This window comes from Streptomyces sp. NPDC050145, assembly GCF_044460245.1.
In the GTDB taxonomy this organism is placed as follows: Bacteria; Actinomycetota; Actinomycetes; order Streptomycetales; family Streptomycetaceae; genus Streptomyces.
The window spans coordinates 306,393-321,299 of record NZ_JBITJS010000002.1; the positions used below are offsets into that span (position 1 = coordinate 306,393).

Annotated in this window: 14 protein-coding genes; 8 read left to right on the forward strand and 6 right to left on the reverse strand. The window is 70.8% G+C overall.

Annotation, left to right across the window (positions count from 1 at the left end; all coding sequences use genetic code 11):
- The first annotated feature begins 33 nt into the window (after nt 1–33).
- On the forward strand, nt 34–1,014 hold the full coding sequence (locus ACIBTU_RS04940) for an NAD(P)H-quinone oxidoreductase (RefSeq protein ID WP_399124467.1): 981 nt from the start codon (nt 34–36) through the stop codon (nt 1,012–1,014).
- 33 nt (nt 1,015–1,047) lie between these two features.
- On the opposite strand, the gene ACIBTU_RS04945 is transcribed toward ACIBTU_RS04940, so the two are convergent.
- Nucleotides 1,048–1,494, reverse strand: coding sequence for a hypothetical protein (locus ACIBTU_RS04945; protein ID WP_399124468.1), 447 nt, complete (start codon nt 1,492–1,494; stop codon nt 1,048–1,050).
- 160 nt (nt 1,495–1,654) lie between these two features.
- Between ACIBTU_RS04945 and ACIBTU_RS04950 the strand changes: the two genes are divergently transcribed.
- Nucleotides 1,655–2,197 (forward strand): bacterial proteasome activator family protein, encoded by a 543-nt coding sequence (locus ACIBTU_RS04950; RefSeq protein ID WP_399124469.1) that lies wholly within the window; start codon nt 1,655–1,657, stop codon nt 2,195–2,197.
- 79 nt (nt 2,198–2,276) lie between these two features.
- Here ACIBTU_RS04950 and ACIBTU_RS04955 read toward each other — a convergent pair whose 3' ends face one another.
- Nucleotides 2,277–2,708, reverse strand: coding sequence for a hypothetical protein (locus tag ACIBTU_RS04955; protein WP_399124470.1), 432 nt, complete (start codon nt 2,706–2,708; stop codon nt 2,277–2,279).
- Between the two features lie 111 nt (nt 2,709–2,819).
- Entirely contained in the window at nt 2,820–4,463 is a 1,644-nt protein-coding gene (locus ACIBTU_RS04960; RefSeq protein ID WP_399124471.1) for a protein kinase, read from the reverse strand.
- A 424-nt stretch (nt 4,464–4,887) separates the two neighbouring features.
- On the opposite strand from ACIBTU_RS04960, the gene ACIBTU_RS04965 reads away from it, so the two are divergent.
- Nucleotides 4,888–6,471 (forward strand): protein kinase, encoded by a 1,584-nt coding sequence (locus tag ACIBTU_RS04965; RefSeq protein ID WP_399124472.1) that lies wholly within the window; start codon nt 4,888–4,890, stop codon nt 6,469–6,471.
- A gap of 26 nt (nt 6,472–6,497) precedes the next feature.
- Here ACIBTU_RS04965 and ACIBTU_RS04970 read toward each other — a convergent pair whose 3' ends face one another.
- Complete coding sequence (locus ACIBTU_RS04970; RefSeq protein WP_399124473.1) at nt 6,498–6,926, reverse strand: pyridoxamine 5'-phosphate oxidase family protein; 429 nt, start codon at nt 6,924–6,926, stop codon at nt 6,498–6,500.
- Between the two features lie 147 nt (nt 6,927–7,073).
- A complete protein-coding gene (locus tag ACIBTU_RS04975; protein WP_399124474.1) occupies nt 7,074–7,733 on the reverse strand; it encodes a response regulator in 660 nt (219 codons plus the stop codon).
- Between the two features lie 389 nt (nt 7,734–8,122).
- Here ACIBTU_RS04975 and pdhA point away from each other — a divergent pair, with 389 nt between their 5' ends.
- Genes pdhA through ACIBTU_RS04990 form a run of 3 tightly spaced genes read left to right on the forward strand, consistent with a single transcriptional unit; the run spans nt 8,123 to nt 11,684 of the window.
- Entirely contained in the window at nt 8,123–9,316 is a 1,194-nt protein-coding gene (gene pdhA / locus ACIBTU_RS04980; protein WP_399124475.1) for a pyruvate dehydrogenase (acetyl-transferring) E1 component subunit alpha, read from the forward strand.
- A 2-nt stretch (nt 9,317–9,318) separates the two neighbouring features.
- On the forward strand, nt 9,319–10,299 hold the full coding sequence (locus ACIBTU_RS04985; protein ID WP_399124476.1) for an alpha-ketoacid dehydrogenase subunit beta: 981 nt from the start codon (nt 9,319–9,321) through the stop codon (nt 10,297–10,299).
- 14 nt (nt 10,300–10,313) lie between these two features.
- Nucleotides 10,314–11,684, forward strand: a complete 1,371-nt coding sequence (locus ACIBTU_RS04990) for a dihydrolipoamide acetyltransferase family protein (RefSeq protein ID WP_399124477.1) — start codon at nt 10,314–10,316, stop codon at nt 11,682–11,684.
- A 78-nt stretch (nt 11,685–11,762) separates the two neighbouring features.
- On the opposite strand, the gene ACIBTU_RS04995 is transcribed toward ACIBTU_RS04990, so the two are convergent.
- On the reverse strand, nt 11,763–12,677 hold the full coding sequence (locus ACIBTU_RS04995; protein WP_399124478.1) for a D-alanyl-D-alanine carboxypeptidase family protein: 915 nt from the start codon (nt 12,675–12,677) through the stop codon (nt 11,763–11,765).
- A 135-nt stretch (nt 12,678–12,812) separates the two neighbouring features.
- On the opposite strand from ACIBTU_RS04995, the gene ACIBTU_RS05000 reads away from it, so the two are divergent.
- Entirely contained in the window at nt 12,813–13,505 is a 693-nt protein-coding gene (locus ACIBTU_RS05000) for a GntR family transcriptional regulator (protein WP_399124479.1), read from the forward strand.
- Nucleotides 13,502–14,818, forward strand: coding sequence for a nitrate/nitrite transporter (locus ACIBTU_RS05005; RefSeq protein WP_399124480.1), 1,317 nt, complete (start codon nt 13,502–13,504; stop codon nt 14,816–14,818). Before ACIBTU_RS05000 ends, ACIBTU_RS05005 begins: the two co-directional genes overlap by 4 nt.
- The last annotated feature ends 89 nt before the right edge of the window (nt 14,819–14,907 follow it).

Genomic DNA, 14,907 nt, shown 5'->3' on the forward strand with positions numbered 1-14,907 from the left:
CCGCGCCGGGCCCACGGGAGTAGCCTCGCGGCCATGTATGCGATCACGATCCCGGAACCCGGCGGACCCGAGGCGCTCGTCTGGGCGGAGGTCCCCGACCCCGTGCCCGGCGAGGGCGAGGTCCTCGTCGAGGTGGTCTCCAGCGCCGTCAACCGCGCCGATCTGCTCCAGCGCCAGGGCTTCTACAACCCGCCCGCCGGCTCCTCCCCGTACCCCGGTCTGGAGTGCGCGGGCCGGATCGCCGCGCTCGGGCCGGGCGTGGGCGGCTGGTCGGTCGGCGACGAGGTGTGCGCGCTGCTCGTCGGCGGCGGCTACGCGGAGAAGGTCGTCGTCCCCGCGGGCCAGCTGCTGCCCGTGCCGCGGGGCGTCGACCTCGTGACGGCGGCGGCGCTGCCCGAGGTGACCTGCACCGTCTGGTCCAACGTGTTCATGGTCGCGAACCTGCGCCCCGGCGAGCTCTTCCTCGTGCACGGCGGATCCAGCGGCATCGGCACGATGGCGATCCAGCTCGCGAAGGCCGTCGGCGCCAAGGTCGCCGTCACCGCGGGCACCAAGGAGAAGCTGGACTTCTGCGCCGAGCTGGGCGCCGACATCCTGATCAACTACCGCGAGCAGGACTTCGTCGAGGAGATCCGTGAGAACACCGCGGGCGGCGGCGCCGACGTCGTCCTCGACAACATGGGCGCCAAGTACCTGGGCCGCAACGTGGACGTCCTCGCCGTCAACGGCCGGCTCGCGATCATCGGCATGCAGGGCGGCGTCAAGGGCGAGCTGAACATCGCCACGCTGCTCGGCAAGCGCGGCGCGATCACCGCGACCACGCTGCGGGCCCGGCCGCTCGCCGAGAAGGCGGCCATCGTGGCGGCGGTCCGCGAGCACGTCTGGCCGCTGATCGAGGGCGGCCATGTGCGGCCGGTCGTGGACCGGACGCTGCCGATGGCCGACGCGGCGCAGGCCCACCGGGTCCTGGAGGAGTCCGGGCACATCGGCAAGGTCTTGCTCACGCTGCCGTAGCCGCCCGTACGGCGGTCGGCGCGGTCAACTCGGTCAGCGCCGCAGCCGCAGGGCCAGGAAGCCGAGGCCGAGTCCGGTGAGGAGCAGGCCGAGGCCCAGCGGCAGCACGTCCATCAGCGGGCTCGTCCCGCCCCCGCCCGGCACCACGGTCTGCTGCCGGGCGGCGGCGGGCCGGTCCGGGTGGTGTGTCGGCGTCGCGGAGGGCTCCTCGGCGGGCGGCTCGGGCGGCTCGGGCGGGCGCAGGGCGGCGGGGCCGGTCGGATGCGGCCGGGGCCGCCCCGGCGGAGTCCGGCCCTGACCGGCCTGGCTGCCCGCGAGGGAGGCTCCGGGCGAGGGTTCGGCGGCCCACGCCGGGGAGGCGTGGGCGACGGCGGAGGCGACCGCACAGGCCGCCGCGGCCGGCAGGGCCACCACGAGCGCGAGAAGGGTCGCCGCAAACGCCCCCGTCACCCGTCCGGCCACCCGCCGAAGCCACGCCATGCGCTGCCCCCTTCTGCCCGTGCCGCTGCCGTGCTCCTGATAAGCCTCACATAGGCCAATAAAACGGGCACGCCGGATTTCGGGGCACCTGGGCGCGGTGGATCATCGCTCGACGGGGGCACCACCGAGGGGTGAGAGCACAGTGCGAGAGAATGGCGGCATGGAGATGCCGAGGAACGAACGGTCGCCCGAGAACCCGCAGATCCTGGTCGTGGGCCAGGACGGAATGGCTCTGGGCGGCGGCGGAGGCGACGAAGCCCGCGAGGTCCCGGTGACGGAGATGGTGGAGCAGCCCGCCAAGGTGATGCGCATCGGCAGCATGATCAAGCAGCTGCTGGAAGAAGTGCGCGCGGCTCCCCTGGACGAGGCGAGCCGGCAGCGGCTCAAGGAGATCCACCACAGCTCCGTCAAGGAGCTGGAGGACGGTCTCGCGCCGGAACTCGTCGAGGAACTGGAGCGGCTTTCCCTGCCGTTCACCGACGAGGCCACCCCGAGCGACGCCGAACTGCGCATCGCGCAGGCCCAGTTGGTCGGCTGGCTGGAGGGCCTCTTCCACGGGATCCAGACGACGCTCTTCGCCCAGCAGATGGCCGCGCGGGCCCAGTTGGAGCAGATGCGCCGCGCTCTGCCGCCGGGTGCCGGCGGCGAGGACATCGACGAGGACCCCCGCACGGTCGGCCGCTCGGGCGGTCCGTACCTGTAGGCGACGGATACGGAAAGCAAAGGGCCCGGCCCGCGCATCACGCGCGGGCCGGGCCCTTTCCGGTCGGACCGAGGTGGGGTCAGTACCTCGGGTTGACCTTGCCACCGGAGTAGCAGTTGACGACGATGCCGGGCTTGTTCACCTTGGTGCGGCCGTTGTAGAGCTGCACCTCGACGCCGGCGTGCTTGATGCCGCGGGTGTCGTGCGCGGAGGTGTTCCAGGTCTCCGCGCTGCCGCTGACGTGGTGCCAGGGCCAGAGCTTGACCTTGCTGCCGGTGTAGGTGACCAGGCGGATCGCCGGGTGGTAGCCGTCGGCCTTGGTGTCCTTGCCCTTGAGCTTGAGCGGGTCGAGCTTGGTCCTGCCGGCCCAGGTCCAGCTCCCGGTTCCGCTCGCGCCCGTGACCGAGCAGGACTTGCTCGCTCCGGCCGCGGCGGCCGGGCTCGCCGCCAGAGGAATCAGTACCGCTGCCAGCGCCCCAGCGACGAAGGCCCCCGTTTTACGCGTGTTCACAACGCTCCCTCAGATCGTCCGAGTTGACGTGTACACACTATTCGCAGAGGCAATCGGCACCTAGGCGATCGTGTGCGTGTCGCGCGGACGATCCGGAGGGTGACGCGAGGCTCAGCCGCCCGACGGGTTGCCCGTCGAGACCTGGAGCTGGATCTTCACACCGGTCGGGTCGATCTCCGTGTCGGCCGCCGGGCTCTGGTTCATGACCGTGCCCTCGCCGTACGTGTTCTCGTCGATCCGCACGATCTCGGGCTGCCAGCCGGCCGCCCGGAAGCACGCCTTCACCGAGTCGATGTTCTTCAGGTAGAAGTCCGGGACCTTGATCTTGTTCTCGTCGTTGAACCCGGTCTCGGGCTCGGTGCACTTGTCGGTCTCGATCGTCTTCGTCTTGTCCGGACCCTTGTGACCCGCAACCTCGGACGTGCCGCCGCTCGGCTTTCCGTTGCCGCCGGGCTCGGGGTCCTCGCCCTGGTTCGTCAGGACCGCGATGAGACCGCCGATGGCGACCAGCGCGACGACGATCGAGGCGATGATCACCAGCAGGTTCTTGTTCCGGCCGCCGGAGCCGCCGCTCTGCGGGCTCGCCGTCGTCACCGGCTGCGGGGAGTACGGAGCCGGGGTCTGCGGCGCGTACGACATCGACGGGGGCGGCGTCTGGTACCCGCCCTGCTGCGGATACCCGTACGCGGGCTGCGGCGCCGGGGTCGGCGTGCCGTAAGGGTTCTGCGTCTGCGGCTGGTACGGCGTCTGGACCGGGCCCGGGGTCGGCATCCCGTTCTGGTCGACGGGCGGGAAGACGGTCGCGCCGACGCCCGCACCACTGGACGTCTGCGCGCCCGGCACGATGCTCGGCGCGGCGTGCGTGAGCGACTGGGCGACCCGCAGGCACTCGTCCCGCATCGCTTCGGCGCTCGGGAAGCGCTCGTTCGGGTTCTTCTTCAGGGCGCGGGCGACCAGCGCGTCGATCGCCGGCGGCAGCGAGCGGTTGATCGAGGACGGAGCCACCGGCTCCTCCTGGACGTGCGCATACGCTATGGCCAGCGGCGAGTCCGCCTCGAAGGGCAGCCGGCCGGTGGTCAGCTGGAAGAGCATGATGCCGACCGAGTACAGGTCGGAGCGGGCGTCGACGCCGCGGCCGAGGGCCTGCTCCGGCGACAGGTACTGGGGCGTGCCGACGACCATGCCGGTCTGCGTCATCGACGTGACGCCCGACTGCATGGCGCGCGCGATGCCGAAGTCCATGACCTTGACGACGTTCCGCTTCGTCATCATCACGTTGCCCGGCTTGATGTCGCGGTGGACCAGGCCCATCTCGTGGCTGATCTCGAGCGCGGCGAGCACGTCGGCGGTGATCTTCAGCGCCTTGTCGGCGGGCATCGCGCCGTACTGGCGGACGTCCTCGTCGAGCACCGAACCGAGCGGCCGGCCCTCGACGTACTCCATGACGATGTACGGAGTGATCGTGCCGTTCAGCTCGTCCTCGCCCGAGTCGAAGACCGAGACGATGTTCGTGTGCGTGAGCTTGGCCACCGACTGGGCCTCGCGCTGGAAGCGCTGACGGAAGGCGTCCTCGCGGCCGAGTTCCGTGTGCAAAGTCTTGATGGCGACCGCGCGGTCGAGCCGCGTGTCGTGCGCGAGATGCACGGAGGCCATGCCGCCCTCGCCGAGCAGGTCGCGCAGCTGGTACCGCCCACCGGCCACGGAACTGCCCGCGTACCGCCCGCTCTGCCCGCCGCCGGCGCTGCCCTCGGTCATGTCTCCACGTCCCCCATAGGCGCCCCGCTGTGGGCGGCGGCCCGGTGATCGAATCAGCTATTCCCGGCCAAGTCTGCCCCAGGCCACCGACACGTCAAGCTCGATGCCCGTTCCGTGACCGTACGGGCAAGAAGCGTCGCGGAAGCGTTACAGGCGATCGGCGGGAGAGAGACGGGAGAGAGAGGGGAGAGAGGAGCCCGGGCCGCGCATACGAACGCCATGGGTCCGGCACAGAAATTGCGCGCACGATTTGCACGACGTACACGGCAACGGGTTTGATACCGGATCCATCTCCGGACGCGGCCGGCGCCCAAGCCTGTAGCGTGGCCCGCCGGAGCCCGTGTTCACAACCGCGCGTACTCCGAATGCGCGGATCCGGCAGCACAGACGGCAACAGCACGGACAGAAACGACGGCGAGGACTGATGGCACAGCAGCAGCGCGCTCAGGGCCCGTCCGACCCCGAGGCGACTGGCGGCGGTATGTCAGACGCGCCGGAGGCGTGGGGCAACGGCGGGCTGGTCGGAGACGGCCGGTACCGGCTCACCCACCGCCTCGGCCGGGGCGGCATGGCCGAGGTCTTCGCGGCCGAGGACGTGCGCCTCGGACGCACCGTCGCCGTCAAGCTGCTGCGGGCCGACCTCGCGGAGGACCCGGTCTCCAAGGCCCGCTTCACGCGCGAGGCCCAGTCGGTCGCCGGACTGAACCACCACGCGGTCGTCGCGGTCTACGACTCCGGCGAGGACTTCGTGAACGGCACCGCGGTGCCGTACATCGTCATGGAGCTCGTCGAGGGCCGCACCATCCGTGACCTGCTCATCAACGCGGAGGCGCCGGGCCCCGAGCAGGCCCTCATCATCGTCTCCGGGGTGCTCGAGGCGCTCGCTTACTCGCACCAGCACGGCATCGTGCACCGTGACATCAAGCCCGCCAACGTGATCATCACGGACACCGGCGCGGTCAAGGTCATGGACTTCGGCATCGCCCGCGCCCTGCACGGCGCGCAGTCGACGATGACGCAGACCGGCATGGTCATGGGCACCCCCCAGTACCTGTCCCCGGAGCAGGCTCTTGGCAAGGCCGTCGACCACCGCTCCGACCTGTACGCGACCGGTTGTCTCCTCTACGAGCTCCTCGCGCTGCGGCCCCCCTTCACCGGTGAGACGCCGCTCTCCGTCGTCTACCAGCACGTCCAGGACATGCCGGTGCCGCCGTCCGAGGTCTCGGACGCGACGCCGCCGGAGCTGGACGGCCTCGTCATGCGCTCCCTCGCCAAGGACCCGGACGACCGGTTCCAGACGGCCGAGGAGATGCGCGGGCTCGTCCAGTACGGCCTGCAGATGCTGTACGAGCAGGGCGGCCACACCGGCACGTGGAACACGGGCCCGGTCGACATGCACGAGGGCGGCAACACGCCGGCCATGGGCATGGGCATGGCCGGCACCACCGCGCTGCCGCACCCCGGCGACGCCGGTACGGCCGCGCAGCCGATGCTGCGTCCGCCGGGCCGTGACGACGGCGGCTTCGACGGCCACGGGAACGGTGGCGGCGGCGGCCGCGGCAAGATGTGGATCGTCGCCGTGCTGGCCGTGATCGCCGTCGCGGTGGGCGTCGCCTTCGCGCTCAACGCGGGCGACAACGGCGGCGCGAAGAAGGACGGCGACAAGCAGTCCCCGTCCGTCTCGCAGACGAAGGAGTCGAAGGAACCGACCGACGACGCCACCGACGAGACGGACACGGGCGGCCAGACGCAGGAGCCGGGCGGCGACACGGGCGGCGAGCCCGACTACACGCCCACCCAGCAGCCGACGCAGCAGCCGACGACGCCGACGGACCAGCCGACGGAGCCCACGGACCAGCCGACGACGCCGACGGACGAGCCGACGGAGCCCACGGGCGAGCCGACGGAGCCGACGGAGGGGCCGACCGATCCGACGACCGATCCGACAGGTGACACGGCCGGCACCGACACGGGTGGCATCGACGGAGGCGTCGACAGCGACGTCTGATCGGCGTCCGGCTCAGGGCCGGCCGCTCAGGCCCGACGCCGCGCGGATCCGCCCCGCAGTTCGTGCACGGTGACGAACTGCGGGTCGACGCGCAGGTACACCGGGTCGTAGGGCTCCCCGTCCGCGGAGTGCGGGGCGGCGCCGAAGCGTTCCAGCTCGGCCGGGGTCGGCTCGGCCCGCGCGCAGGTGCCGACGCACTGCACGGACCACTGCCCCTCGTCCTCCGGGCGCTCGACGCCCAGGTTGTCCGCCCCGTAGGCCACGACACTGCCGACACAGGCCAGGTGGTAGCCGTAGCCGCGGTGCATGCGCAGGAGCAGCCGGCCGTCGGAGACGACGTGCCGGGCGGCCGCCAGGAAGGGCAGCGCGCGCATGCTGGTGGCCACACGGCCGTAGTCCACGCGGGCGAGCAGCTCGAAGCCGCGATCGTGCTCGGGCTGGGGATCGGAGGGCATGTCCCTACTGTGCGCCGCCGCGCGGGCACGGAAGAAGAGGACGTCGCCCCGCGCACCTCGGGACCAAAGTCCCGGTTTCTCCCCATATGAGGAGGGGGAAGGGCGCCTCTCTGCGCCTCTCCCAGTGCTTCACCCGGTGCCTGGTGCCTAGTGCTTCTCCGCCTGCATCCGGGCGACGAACGCGGCCGCCTGCGAGCGGCGCTCCATCCCCAGCTTCGACAGCAGGCTCGACACGTAGTTCTTGATCGTCTTCTCGGCGAGATGCAGCTGCTCGCCGATCGCCCGGTTCGTCATGCCCTCGCCGATCAGGTCGAGGATCCGGCGCTCCTGGTCGGTCAGGCCCGCCAGCCGGTCGTCGGGCTTGGCGCGGCCGCCGTCCCGCAGCCGCTCCAGGACGCGGGCGGTGGCCACGGGGTCGAGCAGGGACTTGCCGGCGGCGACGTCCCGCACGGCCGACAGCAGCTCGTTGCCCCTGATCGCCTTCAGGACGTAGCCGGAGGCGCCCGCCATGATCGCGTCGAAGAGGGCCTCGTCGTCCGCGTACGAGGTCAGCATCAGGCACTTGATCGAGTCGTCCTGGGAGCGGAGCTCGCGGCACACCTCGACGCCGCTGCCGTCCGGCAGGCGCACGTCCAGGACCGCGACGTCGGGCCGGGTGGCCGGGATCCGCACCAGCGCGTCGGCGGCCGTACCGGCCTCTCCGACGACCTCGATGTCGTCCTCCACCGACAGCATCTCGTGGACTCCGCGCCGGACCACTTCATGGTCGTCGAGGAGAAATACGCGAATTTTTCCGTCTTCGTGCACGACGTCAGTCTTACACGCAAGCCCTTCCCGCGCCCCAGGTGACCGGGATAACGTGCCGGTGTTCCGGCCCCCTGCCAGGCTGTGACCAGTGACCAGCCGCACAGCTGTGACCTGCGACGCTTCGTCTCCGGCGTGATTACTAGGATTTCCAAGCATCGAATTTACTTGGAAATCCAAGCAAAAACGCAGGTCAGATGGGGTTTCGCAGATGTGCGACCCACTGGGTAACGTGCTGGGTGAAGGGTCTGCCGGGATGCAGGATCTGTTTCGTTCTTTCTAGTCACGCCTGAGCCCGGCGCAGCGCACCCACCCCGTGCGTGGACGGATCAGGCGAGCCGAGCCGACTGGCCATCCGGCAATCCCGGGGCCGGACCGACGGAGGAGCACACGTGACCGTAGACAGTGCTGACAGCACTGCCGCTGCGCAAGAGGCACAGCCGCCGCGCAAGCGGGCCGCTGCGAAGAAGTCCGCGAAGAAGTCCACCGGCACGACCGCGGCGAAGGGCCGTCCCGAGCTGGTCCAGCTCATGACGCCCGAGGGCAAGCGGGTCAAGAACGCGGCGTACGACAAGTACGTCACCGACATCACCGACGACGCCCTGCGCGACCTGTACCGCGACATGGTCATGGCCCGCCGCTTCGACGCGGAGGCCGTCACGCTGCAGCGCCAGGGCGAGCTGGGCCTGTGGCCCTCGCTGCTCGGCCAGGAGGCCGCCCAGGTGGGGTCCGGGCGCGCCACCCGCGACGACGACTACGTCTTCCCGACCTACCGCGAGCACGGGGTCGCCTGGTGCCGCGGGGTCGACCCGACCAAGCTGCTCGGCATGTTCCGCGGGGTGAACAACGGCGGCTGGGACCCGAACAGCAACAACTTCCAGCTCTACACGATCGTCATCGGCTCCCAGGTGCTGCACGCCACCGGCTACGCGATGGGCGTGGCCAAGGACGGCGCCGACTCGGCGGTCGTCGCCTACTTCGGCGACGGCGCCTCCAGCCAGGGCGACGTGGCGGAGGCCTTCACGTTCTCGGCGGTCTACAACGCGCCGGTCGTGTTCTTCTGCCAGAACAACCAGTGGGCCATCTCCGAGCCCACCGAGAAGCAGACCCGCGTGCCGCTCTACCAGCGCGCCCAGGGCTACGGCTTCCCCGGCGTCCGCGTCGACGGCAACGACGTCCTCGCGGTGCTCGCCGTGACCCGCTGGGCCCTGGAGCGGGCGCGCGACGGCGAGGGCCCGACCCTCGTCGAGGCGTTCACGTACCGCATGGGCGCCCACACCACCTCCGACGACCCGACCAAGTACCGGGCCGACGAGGAGCGCGCCTCGTGGGAGGCGAAGGACCCGATCCTGCGCCTGCGCACCTACCTCGAGTCCCAGACGGACACGGACGAGGGATTCTTCGCGGAACTCGAGGCCGAGGCCGAGGCGTTGGGCAAGCGAGTGCGCGATGCGGTGCGGGCCATGCCGGACCCGGACCACATGGCGATCTTCGAGAACGTGTACGCGGACGGGCACGCGCTCGTCGACGAGGAGCGCGCGCAGTTCGCCGCCTACCAGGCGTCGTTCGCGGAAGAAGGTGCCTGATCATGGCGGTACAGAAGCTTCCGATCGCCAAGGCGATCAACGAGTCGCTGCGCAAGGCGCTGGAGAGCGACCCCAAGGTCCTCGTCATGGGCGAGGACGTCGGCAAGCTCGGCGGTGTCTTCCGGGTCACCGACGGGCTGCAGAAGGACTTCGGTGAGGACCGGGTCATCGACACCCCGCTCGCGGAGTCCGGCATCGTCGGCACCGCGATCGGTCTCGCGCTGCGCGGCTACCGGCCCGTGGTGGAGATCCAGTTCGACGGCTTCGTCTTCCCGGCGTACGACCAGATCGTCACGCAGCTCGCGAAGATGCACGCGCGGGCGCTCGGCACGGTCAAGGTGCCGGTCGTCGTGCGCATCCCGTACGGCGGCGGCATCGGCGCGGTCGAGCACCACAGCGAGTCGCCCGAGGCGCTGTTCGCGCACGTGGCCGGCCTGAAGGTGGTCACTCCGTCGAACTCCTCGGACGCGTACTGGATGCTCCAGCAGGCCATCCAGAGCGACGACCCGGTGATCTTCTTCGAGCCCAAGCGCCGCTACTGGGACAAGGGCGAGGTCGATGTCGACGCCGTCCCCGGCGACCTGCACAAGGCCGTCGTCGCGCGCGAGGGCACGGACGTGACGCTGGTCGCGTACGGGCCGATGGTGAAGGTCTGCCTGGAGGCCGCCGCGGCCGCCCAGGAGGAGGGCAAGTCGATCGAGGTCCTCGACCTGCGCTCGATCTCGCCCATCGACTTCGACGCCGTGCAGAAGTCCGTGGAGAAGACCCGGCACCTCGTCGTCGTGCACGAGGCGCCCGTCTTCCTCGGCTCCGGCGCGGAGATCGCCGCCCGGATCACCGAGCGCTGCTTCTACCACCTGGAGGCGCCCGTGCTGAGGGTCGGCGGGTACCACGCGCCGTATCCGCCGGCGCGGCTGGAGGAGGAGTATCTGCCGGGCCTGGACCGGGTGCTCGACGCCGTCGACCGCTCGCTTGCGTACTGAGGAGGGCTGAAGACATGGCACGTGAGTTCAAGATGCCCGACGTGGGCGAGGGCCTGACCGAGGCCGAGATCCTCAAGTGGTACGTCCAGCCCGGTGACACGGTCACCGACGGGCAGGTCGTGTGCGAGGTCGAGACGGCCAAGGCCGCCGTCGAGCTGCCGATCCCCTATGACGGGGTCGTGCGTGAGCTGATCTTCCCCGAGGGCACCACGGTCGACGTCGGCCAGGCGATCATCTCCGTGGACGTGGCGGGCGAGGAGCCCGCTGCCGCCCCGGCGCCGGCCGTCGCCGAGCCGGTGGCCGCGGAGGAGCCCGAGGAGGCCCCGACCGGGCGCCAGCCCGTGCTCGTCGGCTACGGCGTCGCGGAGTCCTCCACCAAGCGCCGCGCCCGCAAGGGCGACACCCCCGCCCCGGCCAACGGGACGGCAGCGCAGGTCGTCGTCGAACAGGTCGTCGCCGAGCAGCGTCCGCTGGCCAAGCCGCCGGTGCGCAAGCTCGCCAAGGACCTGGGCGTCGACCTCGCCACGGTGATCCCGTCGAACCCGGACGGGATCATCACCCGCGAGGACGTGCACGCCGCGGTCGAGCTGACCGCGCCGATCGCCGCACCCGAGGTCCCGGCCCAGGCGCCCGCGCCGGTCCGGTCCGCCCCGGCCCCCGCGGCGCCGGTCTCGTACGACACGGTCCGCGAGACCCGGATCCCTGTGAAGGGCGTCCGCAAGGCGACCGCCGCGGCGATGGTCGGCTCGGCGTTCACCGCGCCGCATGTCACGGAGTTCGTGACGGTCGACGTGACCCGCACGATGAAGCTCGTCGAGGAGCTCAAGGGCGACAAGGACATGCAGGGGCTGCGGGTCAACCCGCTGCTGCTCATCGCCAAGGCGCTGCTCGTCGCGATCAAGCGGAACCCCGCGGTCAACGCGTCGTGGGACGAGGCCGCCCAGGAGATCGTCCAGAAGCACTACGTGAACCTGGGCATCGCCGCGGCCACCCCGCGCGGGCTGATCGTGCCGAACATCAAGGACGCGCACGCGATGGCGCTGCCGGAGCTGGCGGCGTCCCTCGGGGAGCTGGTGGCGACGGCCCGGGACGGCAAGACGTCCCCCGCCGCGATGCAGGGCGGCACGGTGACCATCACCAACGTGGGCGTCTTCGGCGTCGACACCGGTACGCCGATCCTGAACCCGGGCGAGTCGGCGATCCTCGCCGTCGGAGCGATCAAGCTCCAGCCCTGGGTCCACAAGGGCAAGGTGAAGCCGCGTCAGGTGACGACCCTGGCCCTCTCCTTCGACCACCGGCTGGTGGACGGGGAGCTGGGGTCCAAGGTGCTGGCGGACGTGGCGGCGATTCTGGAGCAGCCGAAGCGCCTGATCACCTGGGGCTAGTCGGTCCCGCCTCGGACCGCACGGTCGCAGCGAGGCCCCGCACCACAGGGTGCGGGGCCTCGTGCCGTGCGGGCGGGACTATCGCTTGAAGCCGTAGTCCATGAGCTTCTTCGCGTCGGAGGTGCGGGCCGTGACCGACGTCGACTTCAGGACCGTGCCGATGACCGTCTTGCCGTTGCGGGTCGCGGCGAAGACCAGGCAGTAGCCGGCCTCGGGGCCCGAGCCCGTCTTGACGCCGATGGTGCCGGTGTACGAGCCGAGCAGGTTGTTCGTGTTGGTCCACGACATGTAGCGGTAGCCGCCGGACTTCGTCGTGACCTTCTGCTTCGTCGACGCCGTCTTCACGACCGTGCGGAACGTGGAGTTCTTCATCGCCGACGAGGCGATCTTCGTGAGGTCGCGCGGCGTCGAGTAGTTCGAACCCTGGCCGATGCCGTCGAACGAGTCGAAGTGCGTGTTGCTCAGGCCGAGGCCCGTCGCGGCCTTGTTCATCTTGCCGATGAAGGACTTCACGCGGGCCGCGCGCGTGGTGCCCGAGCCGAACTTGTCCGCGAGCGCGTAGGCGGCGTCGCAGCCCGAGGGCAGCATCAGCCCGTACAGGAGCTGGCGGACGGTCACCTTGTCGCCGACGATCAGGCGGGCCGACGACGCGTTGTTCCTGACGATGTAGTCGCTGTACGCCTTCTGGATCGTGACCTTGGAGTCCAGGTTCAGGTTCGGCTGGGACAGCACCACCTTCGCGGTCATGATCTTGGTGGTCGAGCCGGTGGACCGGCGGGTGTCCGCGGCCTTGGTGAACAGGCTCGCGCCCGTCCCGTTGTTCATCACATACCCGCCGGCCGCGGCGATGGTGGGCTTGACCGGCGCGGTGGCGGCCTGTGCGGAGGTGGTCAGCGCTCCGCTGGTGAGCACCGTTCCGGCGACGAGAACGGCGATGCCCGAAGTGCGAATTTTCAAGATGGACGCTCCAAATGCCCCTAAAGCGCGGCCCATTGGGTGGATCGCGCACGTAAGAGACTTCTGGGACGCGTCCAGGGTTGTACGGGTCGGTACACGAGATCGGGTGATCCCCGTTCCGTATGGTGGACGTCCCCTGTGTTGCGTACGTGTTGTATCTATGATGTGCGCATGCCCGCGACCTCGACCCCTGCCCCGGTTTCCGCCCCGTCCGCCCCCGTCACAGAGAAGCGGCCCCCCGCCGCGGAGCGCGTCTACGACCACGTGAAGCGTGGCGTGCTCGAACGCCGCTACGAAGGCGGCACCCTGCTCACCGAGGGCGAGCTCGCCGAGGCCGTCGGGGTCTCCCGCACGCCCGTGCGCGAGGCGCTGCTCAAGCTGGAGGTCGAGGGGCTGCTCAGGCTGTACCCGAAGAAGGGCGCGCTGGTCCTGCCCGTCTCCGCGCAGGAGATCGCGGACGTCGTCGAGACCCGGCTGCTCGTCGAGGAGCACGCGGTGCGCAAGGCCGTGCCCGCCCCGCCCCGGCTGCTCGACCGGCTCGCGGAACTGCTCGACACGCAGCGGGAGCAGGCCGCCGCCGGACAGTTCGCCGACGCCGCCGCCACCGACCGCTGCTTCCACGCCGAGATCGTGCGCAACGCGGGCAACGAGATCCTGTCCCGCCTCTACGACCAGCTCCGCGACCGGCAGCTGAGGATGGGCGTCGCTGTCATGCACTCCCACCCCGACCGGATCGCCAAGACCCTCGCCGAGCACGGCGAGATCCTCGACGCGCTGCGCGCCGGGGACGAGGAGGCGGCCGTCGCCGTCGTCCGCCGCCACGTGGGCTGGTTCCAGAACCTGGCGCGGGGTGACGTGCGATGAGCTCCGCCTCCTCCGACTCCGCGCTGCGGCTGCCCGGCGATCCGCCCGGCGGCCGCCGCGCGGTCGCCGTGTGGTGCATCGGCGTCTCCGTCTACTTCGTCGCCGTCATCTTCCGCACCTCGCTCGGCGTCGCCGGACTCGACGCCGTCCAACGCTTCGACATCAACGCCTCGGCGCTGTCCACGTTCTCGATCCTGCAACTGCTCGTGTACGCGGGCATGCAGATACCCGTCGGCCTGATGGTCGACCGGCTCGGCACCAAGAGGGTGCTGACCATCGGCGTCGTCCTCTTCACCATCGGCCAGCTCGGCTTCGCGTTCTCCTCCTCGTACGGGATGGCGCTCGTGTCGCGGGCGCTGCTCGGGTGCGGCGACGCCATGACGTTCATCAGCGTGCTGCGGCTCGGCACGCGGTGGTTCCCCGCGCGGCGGGGGCCGCTCGTCGCGCAGCTCGCGGGGCTCGTCGGCATGGCCGGCAACCTCGTCTCCACGCTCGTCATCGCGCGGCTGCTGCACGGGATCGGCTGGGAGGCCGCGTTCGCCGGCTCCGCCGTCGCGGGTGTCGTCGTCCTCGTCCTGATGCTGCTCTTCCTCAAGGACCACCCCGAGGGGTACGCCGCCCCGGCGCTGCCCGCCTCGCACAAGGGGGCCGCGTACGTGCGGGCGCAGATCTCGGCCGCCTGGCGCGAGCCCGGGACGCGGCTCGGGCTCTGGGTCCACTTCACGACGCAGTTCCCGGCGATGGTGTTCCTGCTGCTGTGGGGGCTGCCGTTCCTCGTCGAGGCGCAGGGCCTCTCGCGCGGCACGGCGGGGGAGCTGCTGACCCTCGTGGTCCTCTCCAACATGACCGTCGGACTCGTCTACGGGCAGGTCGTCGCCCGGCACCACACGGCGCGGCTGCCGCTGGCGCTCGGCACGGTCGCCACCACGGCCGTGCTGTGGGCGATGCCCATCGTGTGGCCCGGGCAGGCGCCGATGTGGCTGCTCGTCATGATGTGCGTGGTGCTCGGGGCGTGCGGGCCCGCGTCGATGATCGGCTTCGACTTCGCGCGCCCGGCGAATCCGCCGGAGCGGCAGGGGACCGCGTCCGGGATCGTGAACATGGGAGGCTTCGTCGCCTCCATGACCACGCTGCTGGCCGTCGGGATCCTGCTCGACGCGACCGGGGACGACTACCGGATCGCGTTCTCGGCGGTGTTCGTCCTCCAGGCCCTCGGAGTGAGCCAGATCCTGCGCCTGCGCAAGCGCGCCGCCCGCGCGGAACGGGAACGGGTCGTCGCGTCCCGGGTCACCTCGGTGCATGTGCCGGCGTGACCGGTAACGCGATGGAGGCGGGTCCGATCCCGCCTCCATCGCGCAGGCCCTAATCGTGTTGACCGCCCCCGGCGGGCGGTGCTGGAGTC

Coding starts and splice junctions, on each gene's coding strand:
- ACIBTU_RS04940 (WP_399124467.1), top strand. CDS start 34: ATGTATGCGATCACGATCCCGGAACCCGGCGGACCCGAGGCGCTCGTC.
- ACIBTU_RS04945 (WP_399124468.1), bottom strand. CDS start 1,494: ATGGCGTGGCTTCGGCGGGTGGCCGGACGGGTGACGGGGGCGTTTGCG.
- ACIBTU_RS04950 (WP_399124469.1), top strand. CDS start 1,655: ATGGAGATGCCGAGGAACGAACGGTCGCCCGAGAACCCGCAGATCCTG.
- ACIBTU_RS04960 (WP_399124471.1), bottom strand. CDS start 4,463: ATGACCGAGGGCAGCGCCGGCGGCGGGCAGAGCGGGCGGTACGCGGGC.
- ACIBTU_RS04965 (WP_399124472.1), top strand. CDS start 4,888: ATGGCACAGCAGCAGCGCGCTCAGGGCCCGTCCGACCCCGAGGCGACT.
- ACIBTU_RS04970 (WP_399124473.1), bottom strand. CDS start 6,926: ATGCCCTCCGATCCCCAGCCCGAGCACGATCGCGGCTTCGAGCTGCTC.
- ACIBTU_RS04985 (WP_399124476.1), top strand. CDS start 9,319: ATGGCGGTACAGAAGCTTCCGATCGCCAAGGCGATCAACGAGTCGCTG.
- ACIBTU_RS04990 (WP_399124477.1), top strand. CDS start 10,314: ATGGCACGTGAGTTCAAGATGCCCGACGTGGGCGAGGGCCTGACCGAG.
- ACIBTU_RS04995 (WP_399124478.1), bottom strand. CDS start 12,677: ATGGGCCGCGCTTTAGGGGCATTTGGAGCGTCCATCTTGAAAATTCGC.
- ACIBTU_RS05000 (WP_399124479.1), top strand. CDS start 12,813: ATGCCCGCGACCTCGACCCCTGCCCCGGTTTCCGCCCCGTCCGCCCCC.
- ACIBTU_RS05005 (WP_399124480.1), top strand. CDS start 13,502: ATGAGCTCCGCCTCCTCCGACTCCGCGCTGCGGCTGCCCGGCGATCCG.